The organism is Nocardia altamirensis NBRC 108246, assembly GCF_001612685.1.
GTDB classification, from domain to species: domain Bacteria; phylum Actinomycetota; class Actinomycetes; order Mycobacteriales; family Mycobacteriaceae; genus Nocardia; species Nocardia altamirensis.
Map to the genome: position 1 here is coordinate 77,262 of NZ_BDAY01000018.1, position 16,514 is coordinate 93,775.

The following is a 16,514-nucleotide window of genomic DNA, read 5'->3' on the forward strand; positions in this document are numbered from 1 at the left end:
AGTGCCTCGCCCACCGAGCGAGGCACCCCCGGCCTTCCTCCTAGGTCTGTGCCAGCACCTCGTCGTCGCTCATCGCGGCCACCTCGAGGTACATCTTGGCCACCTGCGGCAACCGAGAATCCTTGGCCTCCAGGCGTTGCGCGAGTCCCGCGATGGTCCGTGCCGCGAAAATATCGGCGACCAATGCGTGGTCCGCGTCGAGCCACTCACGCACCCTGGCAATGACCGTGGTTGCGAGCACCGAATCACCGCCACGCTCGAAGAAGTCGTCGTGCACACCGATGGTGCCGCCACCGAGTACGCCGCCGACGATATCGGCAAGCGCGGCTTCCACATCGGTGCGCGGCCGGCTGTCGGTCAGGTCAGCCGCCGCTGGTGCCAGCAGCGCGATCACGGCCCGCCGGTCCAGCTTTCCGTTGCCGGTCAACGGCATCTGCTCGAGGAGCTCGATCCGGGTCGGAATCATATAGCCGGGTAGCAACTCCGACACCGTGGCGACGATGTCGGCGGCAAGACAGGTCGCACCGGACACTGCCGCAACCAGTTTCGGCGAACTCTCGCCCACCACGGCGGCGACGGCGTGACGCACCCCCGGCGCCGTCCGCAGCGCGGTCTCGACCTCGCCGAGCTCAACCCGATAGCCACGGATCTGCACCTGATGGTCGGCCCGGCCGAGGAACTCGATGGTGCCGTCCGGCCAGTACCGCGCCATGTCACCGGTCCGATACCAGCGCAAGCCTTCATGTTCGACGAATCGTTGCGCCGTGCGCTCCGGATCGTTGCGGTAGCCGGCGGCCACGTTTGCTCCGCCCACCCAGAATTCACCAGGCACCCAGTCCGGGCAATCCCGGCCTGCGGCGGAGACGACCCGGCAGCGCACATTGCGCAGCGGCACACCGAAAGGCACCGTCGCCCAGTCTGCCGGCGGGTCGGCAACCTCGCAGATGGTGTTGTGAATGGCCGTCTCGGTTGCACCGCCCAGACCCGAAAACCGGCAACCCGGCACCTGACGGGCCAGCCTGCGAGCCAGATCGGCACCGACCCAGTCACCGCCGAGGGTCACCGCACGCAGCGAGTCACCCAGTTCGTCGCCGCCGATCTCCAACACCATGTCGAGCATGGCCGGCACACAGTTGAGGATCGAAACCCGTTGTTGCCGAAGCAGTTCCACCCAGGACGTCGCCTCGGCCCGCTGAGCCGCGTCGAGCGCGACCACCGATCCGCCCACCGAGAACATCCCGAACATGTCGTAGACCGAGGCGTCGAACTCCAGAGCGGACAGGCCGAGCACCCGATCAGCGGGACCGACCTCGAACCAGTCGTTCACCGCGTCGATGGTGTTCATCGCGGCACGGTGTGGAACGTCGACACCCTTCGGCACGCCGGTCGAGCCGGAGGTGAACAGCACATAGGCAATGGCGCCGGTGTCCGGGATCACCGCCTCGGACAAGGGATTCGGATAGTCGCGCGCGGCATCGATCGGCACACACCGCACCTGCGGACCCATGTCGGCGCCAGCGACGGTGAGCGCGGCGACCACATCACCGGTCTGCAAGATCTCCGCCCGGCGCGCAGCCGGCTGATCGAATCCGATGGGCACATAAGCGGCACCGGCGGCGAGCACACCGAGGACCGCGACGATCTGGTCCGGCCCCTTGGGCAGCTGCACCGCCACCGTGGCGCCGGGTTCGACCCCGTTGTCGCGCAACGCACCCGCGACCGCGAGCGCCTGTGCGGCGAGTTTCCGGTAGGTCAAGCCACCACCGACGCCATCGCGGGTCCACAGCACAGCAGGCACGTCGGGCGTTGTCCGCGCATACTCGAACAGACCCTCGTGCAGACAGCGCCCGCTGACAGGTCCGTCGGTGGCGTTCACGGTCGCCCGGACTGCGGCCTGCGCCACCGGAAGTCGCACCGGCGCTTCGGCTTCCCAGCCTGCCGCACCCTCGCCGAGCCGGGCGATCGCCTCGGTGTAGCTGGCGAACATGGCGTCGATCACGCCAGAGGGGAAGGCGGCTTCGCGGACGTCCCAGTTGAGCAGCAGCCCGCCGCGGACCTCGGTGACCTGTGCGTCGAGCAGCACCTGCGGACCCTGCGAAATGATCCACACCGGCTCACCGAAGGTGTCGGTGACCGACTCGGCGAACAGCTCGCCCAGATTGAGCGCACTCGTATACACGATAGGCGCGAGCACCGGTTCGCCGCGATGCCTGCCGAGATCGCGCAGCACTTCCAGCCCGGAATATGCTGCGTGCGCGCCCTTGTCGTGCATGCTGCGCTGCAACGCCATCGCCCGTTCTGCGACCGTCACGTTCTCGGTGACGTCCACGTCGAGCATGATCGATGAGGTGAAATCGCCGACGACCCGGTCGATGCCCGGATGTACCGGTTCGCGATGGAACAGTGGCACATTCAACAAGAACCGGCTCTGCGCCGACCAGCCGCCGATGGTCTCGGCGAACACCGCGGCCAGTGCCATCGCGGGGGTGATGCCGCGCTCGTGGGCGGCGGCGAGCAGTCGCTGCTTCGACTCCGGCGCCAGCCAATAGTCGTAACGGACAGTGCGATTCGGCTCGGCTCGCTCGCCGACGGGGGTGGTCGGCAGCTCCGGAGCGCCCGGCAACTCGGGCAGGCGCTGCTGCCACCACTGCCGGTCGCGCTCGTACGCGGCAGTGTCGACGGCGCGCTCGGTGCGGTACCGGCGATAGCTATAGGTCTCGGCGGGCAGCGTTGCGCCGCCGTACAACTCGGCGAGATCGCCGACGAGCACCCGGTAGCTCATCGCGTCGCCTGCCAGCATGTCGACGTCGAGATGCAGGCGAGTCCGGTCGTCGTCGCGCAGGGTGAGTGTCACATCGAAGACCTGCCCGTCCTCGATCGCCAAGCGCTGGTGAGTTTTCTGATCGCGTAGGTGCTCCAGCGATTGCTCGACGGCGCCCTCGGTCTGCCCGCGAAGGTCGACCACCGCGAAAACGCTCCGCCCCGGCGCGGTCATCGTCTGCTGAGTGCCGTCCGGCAGGAAGCGGGTGCGCAGCATCGGATGCGCCGCGACCAAGTCGGCCACTGCGCGTTCCAGCCGATCCGGATCAATAGGGCCGCCATCGAATTCGACGTAGAGGTGTGCGGCGACACCGCCGAGTTCCTGCTCGTCGGCGCGGCCGATCCAGTAGGCGTGTTGCATGGTGGCCAGCGGGAACGGCGCGGAATCATCCGGTGCGGGTGCAGCTTCGGGCTCCATGGCTGGGGCATCGGCCGCGGCGGGGGGCGCACCGGCCAGCAGGATTCTGCGCCAGTCCGAGACCGTCGGCGCCGCGGCCAGCGCGGCGAAGTTGACGTCGTAGCCGCGCTTGCGCCACGCGCCCGCCAGCTTCATGGTGCGAATGGAATCCAGGCCGAGCTGGATCAGGTCCGCCTCGTCGGCGATGTCGACCGTAGCGATGCCGAGTTGCGTGGCAACCGCGTCGCGGACCTCGTCGGTGGTCACCGTCACTCCGGCGACCGCATCGACCCCGTTCCCCCGCTGCCTTGACTCCGTCACTGCTGTCACTCCTCGATCCCGCGGCAAGCCCGCACCCGATCAGGGTAGCCCAACAAAATAGGGTTGCCTAACCTATGTACCGACTGCGGTGCCAAGGATCACGGCCATATTTCAGCAAACCCGTGGTCTAGTTTGCATAGCCTTACCTTACAGTGGGAGGGCGCGTTCGACCCGACCATGTGTGCGCGCTCTACACGAATGATTGGAATGAACAGATGAACGGAACCAGCCGCAAGACCCTCGGTGCCATCGCGGTGGCCGCCGCGGTCCTGACCGGCACGCTCGGCACCGTTGCCACCAGCACGGTCGCCCAGGCCGCCCCGCTCGTCGCTCCGCTACACGCCAAGGCGCCGGGCACCGGCGAACTGCGTGCCAAAGTGGCCATCCTCTTCAACGTGAACGCCCCGCGCGCAACAAGGGCCGCCGAGCTCGAGAACGGCGAGGCAGGCCTCGGCGCGTTCGACCGCGCCGCCGCCCTGATCGCGATCGCGCCCGCGAGCTGGCGCTGGGACGTCGTCGGCCCGGTAACGGTCGACGGCGACCTGGTCAACGCCAGGCTGCTGACCTCGACCGATGGCTACGAGCCCTGGTACTTCGAGCTGTCGTGGCGCCAGGTCGGCGGCACCTGGAAGCTGACCAAGGAGTCGGTCTGCACCATCGGCAATTTCGTCGGAACGGGCTGCTGACACCGATTCGCCAGCGCACCAACCGAAGTGCCCCGCATGATGCGGGGCACTTCGTCGTTTGCGGGCGAGGACCGACGACGAACGCCGCCCGCTACCTGAGGTAACGGGCGGCATTCTCGTTCGAGGATTGTCAGACCGCGGCAGGTTCCAGCCGCCAGCCCGACGCGCGCGAGCGCTCGTTCCAGAAGTCGGCATAGCGCCCGCCCGCGGCCAAAAGCTCCGTGTGCGTACCGCGTTCGACGATCCGGCCGCCGTCGAGAAACAGGATCTGGTCGGCGTGCGCGATGGTTGCCAGCCGGTGGGCCACAACGATCACCGTCTTGTCCCTGGTGAGCTGGTGCACGCCGCGCACGACCACCGCCTCGCTGTGCGGGTCGAGCGCGCTGGTCGCCTCGTCGAGCAGCACGATCGGCGCGTCCTTGAGCAATGCGCGAGCGATCGAAACTCGTTGCCGCTCACCGCCGGACAATGCCGCGCCACCCTCGCCGACCGCCGTGTTCAGCCCATCGGGCAGGCGCTCGACGATCTCGTCGACGCGCGCCGCCTCGGCCGCCTGCCACACCTCGGCGTCGGTGGCGTCGGGTTTGCCGATCCGAATATTGTCCGCCACAGAGCGATTGAAGAGATAGACGTTCTGGAAGACCAGCGACAGTTGGTCGAGCAGCGTCGCCGACGGCTGATCCCTGACGTCGTGCTCGCCGACCACCACGCGGCCCGAGTCGGTGTCGTAGAACCGCGCGGCCAGGCGCAACAACGTGGTCTTGCCCGCGCCGCTCGGCCCGACGATCGCCGTGGTCGTGCCCGCAGGGACGCTGAAGGTCAACTCCGAAACCACCGGCTCGCCAGGCCGATAACCGAAGCTCACATTGTCGAAGACCACCGAGGGAGCACCCGGCGTGACCGCCGCGGTTGCCTCGGGCAACATCGGCTCGGCCAGCAACTCGGTCACCCGATCGATGGCCGCGGCGGCACCACGCAAGCCGGTGCCGAGCAGGGCAGCCTGATTCAGCGGCTCGATGAACCGCGAACTCACTGCGATCAGCGCAATCGCCGCCGCCGCCGAAATCGCGCCGCCGGTGGCGCGGCTCACCACGATGTAGGCAAGCACCAAGAACACAGCCTGGACGAACAGCGAGAACACGATCAAGCCAGGCACGGACGCGAAGAGCATCCGCGAGGATGCCGACCGCTGCCGGTGCAGCGCCGCCTCCAGCGCGCGATTGCCTGCACCGACCGCGCCGAACGCGCGCAGGACCGGTTGTGCCTGCGCGAATTCCACCACCCTGCTGTCCGCCTCGGAGGCGGCAGCGTGCACCTGCGCGTCGGAACGGCTGTAGGCCAGGTTGGCGAGGTTGTTGACCACGAAGAGCACGGGCGCTGCGAGCAGCATGGTGAGCGCGATCCGCCAGTCGATGAACAGCATGCCCACCGCTACCGCAAGCGGTACCAGGATGCTGCTGAGCACCTTGGCAATCAGATACGCGACGGCGCCCTGGATTTCGCGCACATTCTCAACGGCAAGCCGCGACAGCGGTCCGGCACTGTGGGTTTCGAACCAGCCGAGCGGCAGCGCGTTGAGGTGATCGCCGATCCTGGTCTGCAGCCCGCGTTGCATGCCGACGGCCATCCGCAACCCGGTCGACGCCTGCAGGTAGCTGAAGATCGCGACACCGGCGACGGCGGCCACCATCAGCAGCACCCACACCTCGGCCCGGCCGAGGTCGTCGTCGAACAGCGCCTCCAGCACCGGGATCAGCAGGAGGTACGCGACAGCCTGGCACAGCGCCTGCAGCGTGATCACGGCGAGCAGTTTCGGTGTCAGAGGGGCGAACTCGTCCGGGACGAGCCCGAGAACCTTGCGAATCATCGAGCCTCTCATTCCGCCGCCTTCGTGTCGATGAGCGAGACCGCGCCGACCGCCGCCTCGTTGATTTCCCACAGCCGCTGATAGGTCCCGCCTGCGCGGACCAGACTCTGGTGGTCGCCATGTTCGACCACGGTGCCGTTCTCCAACACCAGGATTCGGTCGACGCCGGTGATGGTGTGCAGGCGGTGCGCGATGACCAGCACCGTCCGCCCTGCGACAAGTACCGCGAGTGCGTCCTGCACCGCCGCCTCGGATTCCGGGTCGGCGAAGGCGGTCGCCTCGTCGAGGACGAGCACGGGAGTGTCCGCGAGCAGCGCCCTGGCGACCGAGAGCCGTTGCGCCTCACCACCGGACAGGCTGGCGTCGACGCCGATCTCGGAGTCGTAGCCGCGCGGCAGCGCCACGATGCGGTCGTGGATCTGGGCCGCGCGCGCTGCCCGCTCCAGCGCCGCGTCGTCGGCGTTCTCGTCGGCCAAGCGCAGGTTGTCCCGGATCGTCCCGCGGATCAGCCGCACGTCCTGGAAGACGAAACCGACCGTGCGATAGAGCTCTTCGGTCGAATAGTCGCGAATATCGCGTCCCGCGATGGCGATTCGACCGGAGTCGACGTCGTAGAAGCGGGGCAGCAACTTGGCGAGGGTCGACTTGCCCGAGCCGCTCGGGCCGACCAGCGCGGTGAGAGTGCCTGGCGCCAGCGCTATATCGACGTCGTGCAGCACCTGGCGGTCCGACCGGTAGCCGAAGGCCACCGACTCGAATCGGACGACACCGGCTTGTGTGTCGTCCCGCTCCTGCGCGTCGCCGGAACCCGACACCAATTCGGGCGTCTGCTGCAACTCGTGTAGTCGCACCGCCGCGGCGCCCGCAGTCCGCAGCGCCTGTCCGCCGTAACCCAGACTCATCAGCGCACTGCCGAGTCCGAGTCCGACCAGCAGGAACGGCAGCACATCGAGCGGGGCCAGCCAGTCGAGCCGGACTGCGCCGAGTCCGGCAAGGACGATCACCAGCATCACGAACACCGGCATGATCACGATGTCGGACACCGATTGCAGCCGGATCATCGGCGTCTTCCAGCGGTCGAAGCTGCGGGCCTGGTTGTCGACCGCGTCCTGGAACACGCTGTGCGCCTTGCCTGCCTGTCCGAACGCGCGCACCACCTGAATGCCGTCGACGAATTCGACGGTGGCCTCCTGCACCCGCTTCTCCCACCGGGTGTAGACGGCAAGCCGGTCGCGGCCGTCCTGGTTCATCATCTTGCTCAGCGCGAACGCGTAGACGGCCAACGTAATAAGCAGCACCAGGGTGAGTCGCCAGTCGACGGTGACCAGATAGCCGAGGGTGACCACCGGAACGACCAACGCGCCGATGAAGTCCAGCCGCGCGTGCGCCACCAGATAGTGCAGCGCCTCGACATCGTCCTGTAGGAAACGCTTCACCTCGCTGGAGGTGCGCTCGCCGAACCAGCCGAGCGGGACCCTGGTCAACTTGGCGGCGAGCGCCTGGCGGACCGTCAGCTGGAATCCCGCGTCGACCAGATGCGCCCAGGTCAGCGCGGCGGCCTGGAGCAGGCCGCGGATCACGAGGATGATCGTCGCAGCCCAGACCAGCTGCCAGACCTGATCGGTGTCGACCTGCTCGGCGAGCAGTTCCCGGCAGGCCGCGACGATCAGCACGAACGGCACGACGGTACACACCGAAGCCACCGCGACGATGACGCTCGCGAGCGTCAGCATGCCCTGCACCGGCGCGAGGATCTCCTTGCGCGCCAATGCTTCCTGCTGTTTGAGCGCCTTGGCCGCCGCTTTGGTTGGGCGGTTCCCCGTCTCCGCCGCAGGCAGCGGCTCGACCTCCACCGTCATGTGTTGTCGCCTCTCGACCATCGTGGGATGCCTCGTCGGAATCGGGCCCATCCTCACATAGAACCGATCAAGAAGATAGGTTAGCCTAAGTTACTAAGGACTACGGCGGGTCATCCTGCTGGATGACGCAGTCGCGACCTGCTGTCGACGCGCGGGCGCCGGTCCGTGCCGCACGCTGGTACTCGGGTTCGGAGCGGGCAGCGCAGCCGAGGCGAACCGATCACGGAGCGGAAGGTCAGCGGCGCATGTCGGTCATGGATGTTCTCCTGGCGCTCGGCGCCATCGCGTACGCGGTGACGGCGATAGCGTCTCGGCGCCTCGCGCGCTGGGGCACCCTCGTGCTGCTGCCCGTGCTCGCCGTCGGAGGCGTGGCTCAGTGGATTGTCGAGGGGTTCTACTGGCAGTTCGCGCCGACGTATGTACTGGTTTGCGGCGCCGCCGGGCTGGTGGTCGCGCAGCGTGATCGAGATCGGCAGTCCACCTGGCGGCGCAGGTGGGTCGGTGTCGCCCGCGGCGGCGTCGGGATTCTGGTGGTGGTTGCCGGGATCGCCTGGCTGCTGGTGCCGGTGCCGAACCTGCCGAGACCGACCGGCCCGTATGCGGTGGGGACCGAGGTCTTTCGCCTGGTCGATCCGCAACGATCGGAGACCGCAACGGATTCGGCCGACGACCACCGCAATGTCGTTGTGCAAGCGTGGTATCCCGCCGACCCAGCGGTTTCCGGAACACCATCGACCTACCTCGACGGCCTGGATCGACTACCCGAGCAGGTGACGGTGTTGCCCGCATGCCTCATGCGCGGCTACGGGCGGATCGACACGCACGGGCGGACCGGGGTTCCGGTCAGTGCCGACCGGGCGCGCTGGCCTGTGGTGTTGTTCTCGCCCGGATACGGCGCTCCCCGCGGCTTTTACACCGGGTTGATCGCCGATCTGGCCAGCCGGGGTGTCGTCGTTTTTGCGGTGGATCACCCCTACGAGGTGGCGGTCACGGAGCTGGTCGACGGCACGATCGCGACGCAACAGCAGCGCTTTCTCGACGATGATCCGGACCAATCCCGTTATATGAGTGCGCAACTCGATGTCCGCACGGCGGATCTGCGCTTCGTGGTAGATCAGCTCGGGCGGCCGGGCGGGTTCGGCGCCCGACTGTCCGATCGCCTCGACACCGAACATGTTGCTGCCATCGGACATTCGTTCGGCGGCGCGACCGCCGCCGCGGCACTCGCGAGCGATCCACGTCTCACGGCGGCCGCGAATATCGATGGGACGTTGTATGGCACCCTCCCCCAGCAGGCGCTGACGAAACCGTTCCTGTTGCTGGAGAGCGATCATTCGGAAACCGGCCACTCCGCGCAGTACTTGGACGGCAACCGTGCGCTGCTGGATCGGCTGCGCGCGCCGGGCTTCCGCTACGAGATCGCCGAGGCCAACCACTACAGCTTCACCGACGCGCCGCGGTTTCTCGCCGACCCGGCCAGGCACCTGGTTGCCCAATTCATCGGTGGTTCTCGCGGGCCGAGGCAGACACAGCGCGCGACCAACGACATCCTGATGGCGTTCCTGCAGGATCCGCTCGGCATCGGCCACGGGGACACCGCGGCCGCGGCCGCCAAGTACCGGAATATTCACGGCGGGCCGGTCCGATAGCTGGAAACCACTCGACAAATCCCACGCGTCGGCCGAATAGGTTGTCGCACTGCGGACTTGTCCCGGACATCTGCGAAAACAATTAAGGGCTCGAGGATTTCAGCCGCCCATCACGTTGGGTAATGCTCTGTGAACGACTAGGCAACCAGGCCCGATAGCGCCGAGACATAGCTAGATTTCCCTCCGTACGGAAACACTGGCCATGGAGTCACGAATATGTTTGTTACACAGATCATTTCCACAATTGCGTCCTGTTCGGTCGATCCCGGCGAACTGACGCCGGAACAAGCACACCGCGCGATGCAAGTGCATTTGAGTTGCAGTGTCGACGCGTGCCGGATGCGCAGGCGGGCCAGGCGGACGCTGGTCGAGGCCAAGCGGATGGTCCTCGACGAGCGGGCTACGCCGTAGACCGCCGATGCGCACACCGAGGCAGTGCCGCGCGGCGGCGGCGCGGGCAGCGGCGGTCACCCACCAGGGATGGCGGATATCCGCGTATCGGAATCCGCCAGGGTGCCGTGGTGTTGTCCCAGCTATGACCACAACGGCATCCGAACGTTCCCTCGGCCCTGTCGTCGACCCGGACACCGATTTCGGTGCCAAGGTGATCGACCGCTTCCAGCGCGAAGAGGTGATCTGGCTGACCACCGTCGGCAGCTCCGGCACTCCGCAGCCCAACCCGGTCTGGTTCCAGTGGGGCAATGACGAGATCCTGCTGTTCAGCCAGCCCGACCAGGCGAAGGTGCGCAACCTGATCCGCAATCCGCGGGTCTCGCTGAATCTGAACGCCACCAAGTATGGCGGTGACGTCGTCGTGCTCACCGGCACCGCACGCGTCGATGAAGCGGGCGCCTCTGCTGACGAGATCGCCGCCTACACCGAGAAGTACGCCCGCGGACTGAAGAGCCTCTCGATGACCGCCGACCAGTTCTATACCGAGTACTCCGCCGTTGTCCGGATCAGCCCGGACCGCTTGCGCGGCTTCTGAATCGGACGCGATGTTCCAGCCGCCGCCCGCCACGGCCGCGTGGCAGCATCGCGACGCACGCGTTGGTTTCGAGAGCGCGTTCCTGGCGGTGACCACGGCCGGGATCCAGATCGACGGATGGGTCACCGCGGTCGAGGACGGGCGGGTGTTCGCGGTGGGCTACGAGATCACGCTCGACCCGTCATGGCACACCAGGCGCGCCAGGGTGACCAGTCGCGCTCCTGACGGCAAGCACGTGGTCGAACTGGTCACCGACGGAACGGGGATCTGGACGGTCGACGGCACCCGATTCGACAGCCTCGACGGCTGTCTCGATGTCGATCTGGCGGCGTCGGCGCTGACCAACGCCTTCCCAGTGCATCGGCTCGGGTGCGAGATCGGCGAGAGCGCGGAGGCACCCGCGGCTTATGTCGATGTCGACACCTTGACGGTGACCCGACTCGAGCAGCGCTACCGCCGGATCGAGGACGACGGTGCGCGGCAGCGCTTCGCGTACGCCGCACCCGAATTCGACTTCACCAGCACGCTCACCTAAGACGAGTCCGGATTCGTTCTCGACTACCCGGGCATCGCCGTTCGCGCATACTGACCGGCCGCATCGTCGGTCCGGATGGGCCGACGACTAGGGTCGATGCCGATGAGAAGGCGGCAGCAACCGCCGTTGCCCAAGCGGCACGGCCTGGATCCGGCCCGGCTCCGGCTGCCGGAAGCCGGTGATTGGGCGACGATCCGCGACCATCTGGTCGAGCGGCTGCCAAGGGTCGATCCGGCTCGGATCGATGAGCTGCTGCGCGACGGCGGGATCGTTGACCTCGACGGTCCGATCGCGCCGGACGCCCCGTACGCACCCGGCGGTGCGGTGTGGTTCCACCGCGATCTGCCCACCGAGACGCCGGTGCCGTTCGACATCACCGTGGTGCACCGCGACGACGACCTGCTCGTGGTGGACAAGCCGCACTTTCTCGCCACCATTCCACGCGGCCAGCACATTCTGCAGACCGCGTTGGTGCGGCTGCGCCAGGACCTCGAGCTCCCCGAGCTGATTCCGGCGCATCGGTTGGATCGGGTGACAGCAGGGCTGGTGCTGTTCATCATCAATCCGGCGCGGCGCGGGGCCTATCAGACGATGTTCCACAAGCGCACGGTCAATAAGGAATACGAGGCGATCGCGCCGTTCGATCCCGATCTGGAGTTGCCGCGTGTGGTGCGTAGCCGGATCGTGAAAGAGAAGCATGTCTTGGCGGCGCAAGAGGTTGCGGGCGAACCCAATGCCGAGACCTCGATCGAACTGCTCGAGCAGCGCGGCGGGCTCGGCCGCTACCGGTTGCGGCCGGTGACCGGACGGACCCATCAGCTGCGGCTGCATATGAACAGCCTCGGCATCCCGATTCTCGGCGACGATTTCTATCCGGTGCTCACCGATAAGCCGGTCGACAATTTCACGCGGCCGCTGCAGTTGCTTGCGGCGTCGCTCGCGTTCACCGATCCGATCAGCGGGCAGCCGCGGCGTTTCGACACCACGTTCAGCCTGCAGGCCTGGCGCGATCCGGACGGGTGGGTCGGCTGACCGCACGGAAAGGTCAGCCGACCCGTTGCGCCCGCCGCGGTGGCTCAGGCCACGCCGGGCGCGGCTCCTTCGGCTGAAACAAGTTCTAGTCAGATTAACGCGTTGCGTGCTGCGGCACGGTGAGACCGATAGATCCGACCAATTCGGGTACTGCGGGAGCAAATGGACAACCAAACTGCGGCCTTGACGCCGATCCGTACACTAGGCGGGATGCTCGCACAGGACCTCGAGGAAGCGACCCCGCCTCGCCACAAAATGCATGCGTATATCGATGTGGCCGTGGTCGTCGTCGTCTTGGCAGGCACCAATCTGATCGCTCATTTCACCACCGCGTGGGCCAGCATCGTGACCGTGCCCGTGGCGGCCATCGTGCTGCTCGCACTGGTGCGCAGGCGCGGCCTGCACTGGCATGAGCTCGGTCTTTCACCGAGGCACTGGCGGCGCGGGACGCTCTACGCGCTCGGCGCCGTCGGCGTGGTCCTCGCGGCGGTCGCGATCGGGGCGGCGCTGCCGATCACGCGGCCGTTCTTTCTCGCCGACCGCTACGCGACCATTTCCGGTGCGCTGGTTGCCTCGATGATCGTGATCCCGCTGCAGACGGTGATACCGGAAGAGTTGGCGTTTCGCGGCGTGCTGCACGGCACGCTCGACCGGGTTTACGGAGTCCGTGGCGTCTTCGCTGCCGGATCGCTGCTTTTCGGGCTGTGGCATATCGCCTCTTCGCTCGGCCTCACCAGTAGTAATCGTGGGCTCGCCGGCTTTGTGGGCGGCGGTGTCGCCGGTCAGGTCATCGGAATTCTGCTCGCGGTGGCCGCCACCGCAGGCGCAGGAGTCGTCTTCACCTGGCTGCGGCGGCGCAGCGGCAGCCTGCTCGCGCCGATAGCGCTGCACTGGTCGGTCAACGGTGCGGGCGCGCTCGCCGCCGCCATCGTGTGGCACACCACCCTGACCTGAATTCGTCACCTTCCCAGCGGAATTCCTTCGGTTTTCGATGCGCGGGCTCGGCGGCGGGTTGCCCGAATCGGCGTGTCACAAGATCACCCGAGGACAACCGAATATTCGCACGGGTTTTCGAGCGTCGGCATTGACCTCGGACTGCGGTCGGTCTAATCTCACTCCGATCACACATATGTTCGAGCAAGTAGGTCTGACTGACGATCTGCTCCGGGAAGGCTCGCGATGCGCGACGAACAATCGACCGGTAGTTCCGAGATCGCCGCGTTGGCGCAGCGGGTCGAGACAGCTCGCGGGAAATTGCCGCTGCAGCATGATTCCGCGCTTTTCGAGGTGATGTCCGAAGGGGAGATCGCGGCGGAACGCGAACTCGCGGAATGGGTTCGGGCCCAGCGGCGCAAGCAGCGGCGGCGGGCGGTCGAGGAAGAGCTGGCCGCCGAGAAGCGAGACCGGCAGAGCTCGGCGAACATTCGACGAGCCGACGAGGCAGACGCGCGCTGGCATCGGCGAGCGCTCGCGGCCCGGCGGCGGGTGTCCAGCGAGGATGCGCGGCTGGCGCAGCTGTATAAGCGGGCCGAATGGTCGTCGCGGGCACTGATCGCCGTCGTCGTGCTCGGCATGGTGTGGGCCGGTGTCAACGTGCAGCACAACCTGGTGCCGAGCGGCGACATGTCCGACCCGCTGTACTGGTTGAGCTACGGCATCGAAGCGATGATCTCGATCCCGATCATCACCATCATGGTCGCCGCGACCACCGCAGCCCGCTGGGGACGCGAACTGGCCCGCGGCAAGGTGATCTTCTTCGAAACCGCACTGCTCGGCACCACCATCGCGCTCAACGCAGGCCCACATCTGGCCTCCGGCGCCTACGGCCGCGCCGCCGAATACGCGATCGCCCCCGTGATGGTCGGCGTCGTGATCTGGTTGCACGCTTGGGTTTCCGCGCGGTACGCGCTGCTCATCGACGGAGCGCCGGTAGTCGACCACGAGCCGGTGCGCCGGGTCAACGCGGAACGCGATGCGCGCATCGGGATGACTCTCGACATGTCGACCAACCAGTGGGTGCTCGGCCGTGCGGAGGACGATCGATTTTCGCCGACGTACGGCGACGCGAGCCGGGGTATGCCCCCGGCAGGAACGCGATCCGACCACGATCCAGGCGCGGCGGAACAGCTCGAGCACGCCGACCTTCCGGCAAGCAACGGGCATGCGGTGCCATCGTTCTCCACCAACACGACCGACCTCCCTCACGTCCCCGCGTTCCCGCGCACCGTGTCGGAGCATGCCCACCCGACGACCAACGGCCACGCGGCGCATACGTTTTCGGACACCACCGCGCACCAGCTGCCCGGCGAGCCGATAACTACCGACAACGTCGCCAGCAGCGGACATGCGGGTCGAACCTTCCCCCGTGACCTCATGCACCAGTCGCTCGGCGAGCCAATGACTACCGACAACGTCGGCACCAACGGACATTCCGGTTCGCCCCTTCCAGGTCACCTCATGCACCCGCTGCCGGGCGAGCCCGCGACCAGCATCGAAGACGCCGCCAATGGCCGTGCGGGGCAGGCGTTCCCTGACGACATCTCCCACCGGACCAACGGACATTCGCCTCGCACCAGCCAGCCATCAGAAGACGCCCGCGCAACGGCCAACGGACTTGCGGACCGGTCATTCCCGCGTGACACCGCGCAGCAGCCGTCCGACGAACCCGCGACGAGCGACAAGAACGCGACCAACGGGTATCCGGGACAGTCGTTCTCGGACAGTCGGGCGGCAGCGTCTAGGAATACCGCCCAGCAGATCAGCGGGCACTCGCACACCAGCCAGCCAACGGAAGACGCCAGCGCAGTGACCAACGGGCATGCGGGCCGGTCGTTCCCACCTGACACCGCGCAGCAGCCGTCCGACGAACCCGCGACAAGCGACAAGAACGCGACCAACGGGCATCCGGGACAGTCGTTCTCGGACAGTCGGGCGGCAGCGTCTGGGCATACCGCCCACCAGACCAATGGGCACTCGCACACCAGCCAGCCAACGGAAGACGCTCACCCGACGGCCAACGGCCACGCCGCGCGTTTCGTACCAGGTGAAGGCCGTCGCCTCGCGGACGAGCTCATCGCCGTCGAGTCGGACCAGCACACCTCCAACGATCCAGTGTCTCAGCCATTCTCGGCCGCCAACGGGCATCCGCTGCCGATAACTGCCCACGGCACGCAGCACGACGGTGCCTCCTCGACCAATGGGCATGCCGTGCAGCCATTTCCGTTCGATCAGCCAAATGGCAGGACGGACAGGGACGATGTGCAGGCGCCGCCGAGCATGGCATTCGTCGTCGACGAAGCGTCGGCGACGCCCGACGCACGCACCGCAAGGAACGGCTACAACGGCGGCGACCGCGCCGCAACCAACGGCCACAACGGACACGAGCGCACCCCAACCAACGGCCACAACGGAGACCAGCGCGCCGCAACCAACGGCCACAACGGGGCCGACCGCGCCGCAACCAACGATCACAACGGAGATGAGCGCACGCCAACCAACGGCCACTCCGGAGACCAGCGCGCCGCAACCAACGGCCACAACGGGGGCGACCGCGCCGCAACTAGCGATCACAACGGAGATGAGCGCACCGCAGCGAATGGCCGCACCGGGGAGGGGCGCGCATCGGTGAATGGCCGCTGGAACAACGGGGTATCCGGTGACGGCGCGCCAACTAATGGCAATGCGGCGAACGGGCGGGTGCTGTCGACGAATGGGAGCGCCGGGCCGAAAAATAATACTGTCCAGCAGTTTCCGCTGAGTGAGGCATCGCGCGAGCGGCAACGGACCGAACCCACCGCTGCGGCGGACACCCCGCTCGGCGACGAGCCACAGGAGCCTCACCCTGGTGACCCCATTCGCAAGGCTGCCGCGACGATCGCCGACACCGTAGCCCAGGCGATCTCGGGCGACACCGGCTCCCGGCCTGCCACCGCACGGGGCAAGTCGCCCGCCGCCAGCGCCGGTCGCATCAGCGATGCCGAGATCGAACAGCTGGTGTTCGACGAGGTCCTCGCCCCGCCCGGGCCTCGACCGCGCCTCGAGCCCGCCCGACCTGCCGAGCCAGTGCGAGTGGCCGCGGCCACCCGCGTCGTCCCCGAACCACCCCCCGTCGCCGAACTCGACGACGAGGACCTGGACGACGAAGACGACGAAGACATCCTCGACGAGGACAACGAAATCTCGGCCATCGCCCGTGAAATCGTCCGCCGCCGGTGGTCGAACCTGCCGGTCGAGCAACTCGCCGAAATCCTGGTACTCGCCGACGAATCCTGGCCCACCCCCGGCATCGCCAACGAAGTAGGCGTATCGCGGGCAGCCGTGTCCCGCGCACTGGAAGCCGCCATCAAAGTCCGCAGGCCCT

General features: G+C 67.2%; 11 protein-coding genes. 8 read left to right on the forward strand and 3 right to left on the reverse strand.

The features are described from left to right. Nucleotides 1-40: 40 nt before the first annotated feature. A complete protein-coding gene (locus NA11_RS12255; RefSeq protein WP_439957064.1) occupies nucleotides 41-3,484 on the reverse strand; it encodes a non-ribosomal peptide synthetase in 3,444 nt (1,147 codons plus the stop codon). A gap of 269 nt (nucleotides 3,485-3,753) precedes the next feature. Here NA11_RS12255 and NA11_RS12260 point away from each other — a divergent pair, with 269 nt between their 5' ends. Next, nucleotides 3,754-4,224: an MTB12 C-terminal domain-containing protein gene (locus NA11_RS12260; RefSeq protein WP_069161984.1), complete on the forward strand. Its 471-nt coding sequence runs from the start codon at nucleotides 3,754-3,756 to the stop codon at nucleotides 4,222-4,224. Between the two features lie 130 nt (nucleotides 4,225-4,354). On the opposite strand, the gene NA11_RS12265 is transcribed toward NA11_RS12260, so the two are convergent. Together NA11_RS12265 and NA11_RS12270 are read right to left on the reverse strand one after the other, a co-directional pair. Then, nucleotides 4,355-6,091 (reverse strand): ABC transporter ATP-binding protein, encoded by a 1,737-nt coding sequence (locus NA11_RS12265; RefSeq protein WP_069161976.1) that lies wholly within the window; start codon nucleotides 6,089-6,091, stop codon nucleotides 4,355-4,357. Between the two features lie 8 nt (nucleotides 6,092-6,099). Beyond that, a complete protein-coding gene (locus tag NA11_RS12270; RefSeq protein ID WP_141717545.1) occupies nucleotides 6,100-7,950 on the reverse strand; it encodes an ABC transporter ATP-binding protein in 1,851 nt (616 codons plus the stop codon). A 245-nt stretch (nucleotides 7,951-8,195) separates the two neighbouring features. Here NA11_RS12270 and NA11_RS12275 point away from each other — a divergent pair, with 245 nt between their 5' ends. From NA11_RS12275 to NA11_RS12300, 7 genes are all read left to right on the forward strand, one after another. Further along, entirely contained in the window at nucleotides 8,196-9,599 is a 1,404-nt protein-coding gene (locus NA11_RS12275; RefSeq protein WP_069161977.1) for an alpha/beta hydrolase family protein, read from the forward strand. A gap of 216 nt (nucleotides 9,600-9,815) precedes the next feature. Beyond that, complete coding sequence (locus NA11_RS44730; RefSeq protein WP_141717546.1) at nucleotides 9,816-10,010, forward strand: hypothetical protein; 195 nt, start codon at nucleotides 9,816-9,818, stop codon at nucleotides 10,008-10,010. Nucleotides 10,011-10,134: 124 nt separating this feature from the next. Further along, nucleotides 10,135-10,587 (forward strand): TIGR03667 family PPOX class F420-dependent oxidoreductase, encoded by a 453-nt coding sequence (locus tag NA11_RS12280; RefSeq protein WP_084654549.1) that lies wholly within the window; start codon nucleotides 10,135-10,137, stop codon nucleotides 10,585-10,587. 10 nt (nucleotides 10,588-10,597) lie between these two features. Beyond that, nucleotides 10,598-11,122: a putative glycolipid-binding domain-containing protein gene (locus NA11_RS12285; RefSeq protein WP_069161978.1), complete on the forward strand. Its 525-nt coding sequence runs from the start codon at nucleotides 10,598-10,600 to the stop codon at nucleotides 11,120-11,122. A gap of 102 nt (nucleotides 11,123-11,224) precedes the next feature. Next, nucleotides 11,225-12,154, forward strand: coding sequence for an RluA family pseudouridine synthase (locus tag NA11_RS12290; protein ID WP_069161979.1), 930 nt, complete (start codon nucleotides 11,225-11,227; stop codon nucleotides 12,152-12,154). Nucleotides 12,155-12,364: 210 nt separating this feature from the next. Further along, nucleotides 12,365-13,108, forward strand: coding sequence for a CPBP family intramembrane glutamic endopeptidase (locus NA11_RS12295; RefSeq protein WP_069161987.1), 744 nt, complete (start codon nucleotides 12,365-12,367; stop codon nucleotides 13,106-13,108). Between the two features lie 225 nt (nucleotides 13,109-13,333). Continuing rightward, nucleotides 13,334-16,514, forward strand: a 3,181-nt coding sequence (locus NA11_RS12300) for a hypothetical protein (RefSeq protein ID WP_069161980.1), incomplete at its 3' end; no start/stop codon positions are given.

Excerpts from the sequence above, each read along its gene's own strand:
- NA11_RS12260 (WP_069161984.1), top strand. The coding sequence starts at position 3,754 with ATGAACGGAACCAGCCGCAAGACCCTCGGTGCCATCGCGGTGGCCGCC.
- NA11_RS12265 (WP_069161976.1), bottom strand. The coding sequence starts at position 6,091 with ATGATTCGCAAGGTTCTCGGGCTCGTCCCGGACGAGTTCGCCCCTCTG.
- NA11_RS12270 (WP_141717545.1), bottom strand. The coding sequence starts at position 7,950 with ATGACGGTGGAGGTCGAGCCGCTGCCTGCGGCGGAGACGGGGAACCGC.
- NA11_RS12275 (WP_069161977.1), top strand. The coding sequence starts at position 8,196 with ATGTCGGTCATGGATGTTCTCCTGGCGCTCGGCGCCATCGCGTACGCG.
- NA11_RS44730 (WP_141717546.1), top strand. The coding sequence starts at position 9,816 with ATGTTTGTTACACAGATCATTTCCACAATTGCGTCCTGTTCGGTCGAT.
- NA11_RS12280 (WP_084654549.1), top strand. The coding sequence starts at position 10,135 with ATGACCACAACGGCATCCGAACGTTCCCTCGGCCCTGTCGTCGACCCG.
- NA11_RS12285 (WP_069161978.1), top strand. The coding sequence starts at position 10,598 with ATGTTCCAGCCGCCGCCCGCCACGGCCGCGTGGCAGCATCGCGACGCA.
- NA11_RS12290 (WP_069161979.1), top strand. The coding sequence starts at position 11,225 with ATGAGAAGGCGGCAGCAACCGCCGTTGCCCAAGCGGCACGGCCTGGAT.
- NA11_RS12295 (WP_069161987.1), top strand. The coding sequence starts at position 12,365 with ATGCTCGCACAGGACCTCGAGGAAGCGACCCCGCCTCGCCACAAAATG.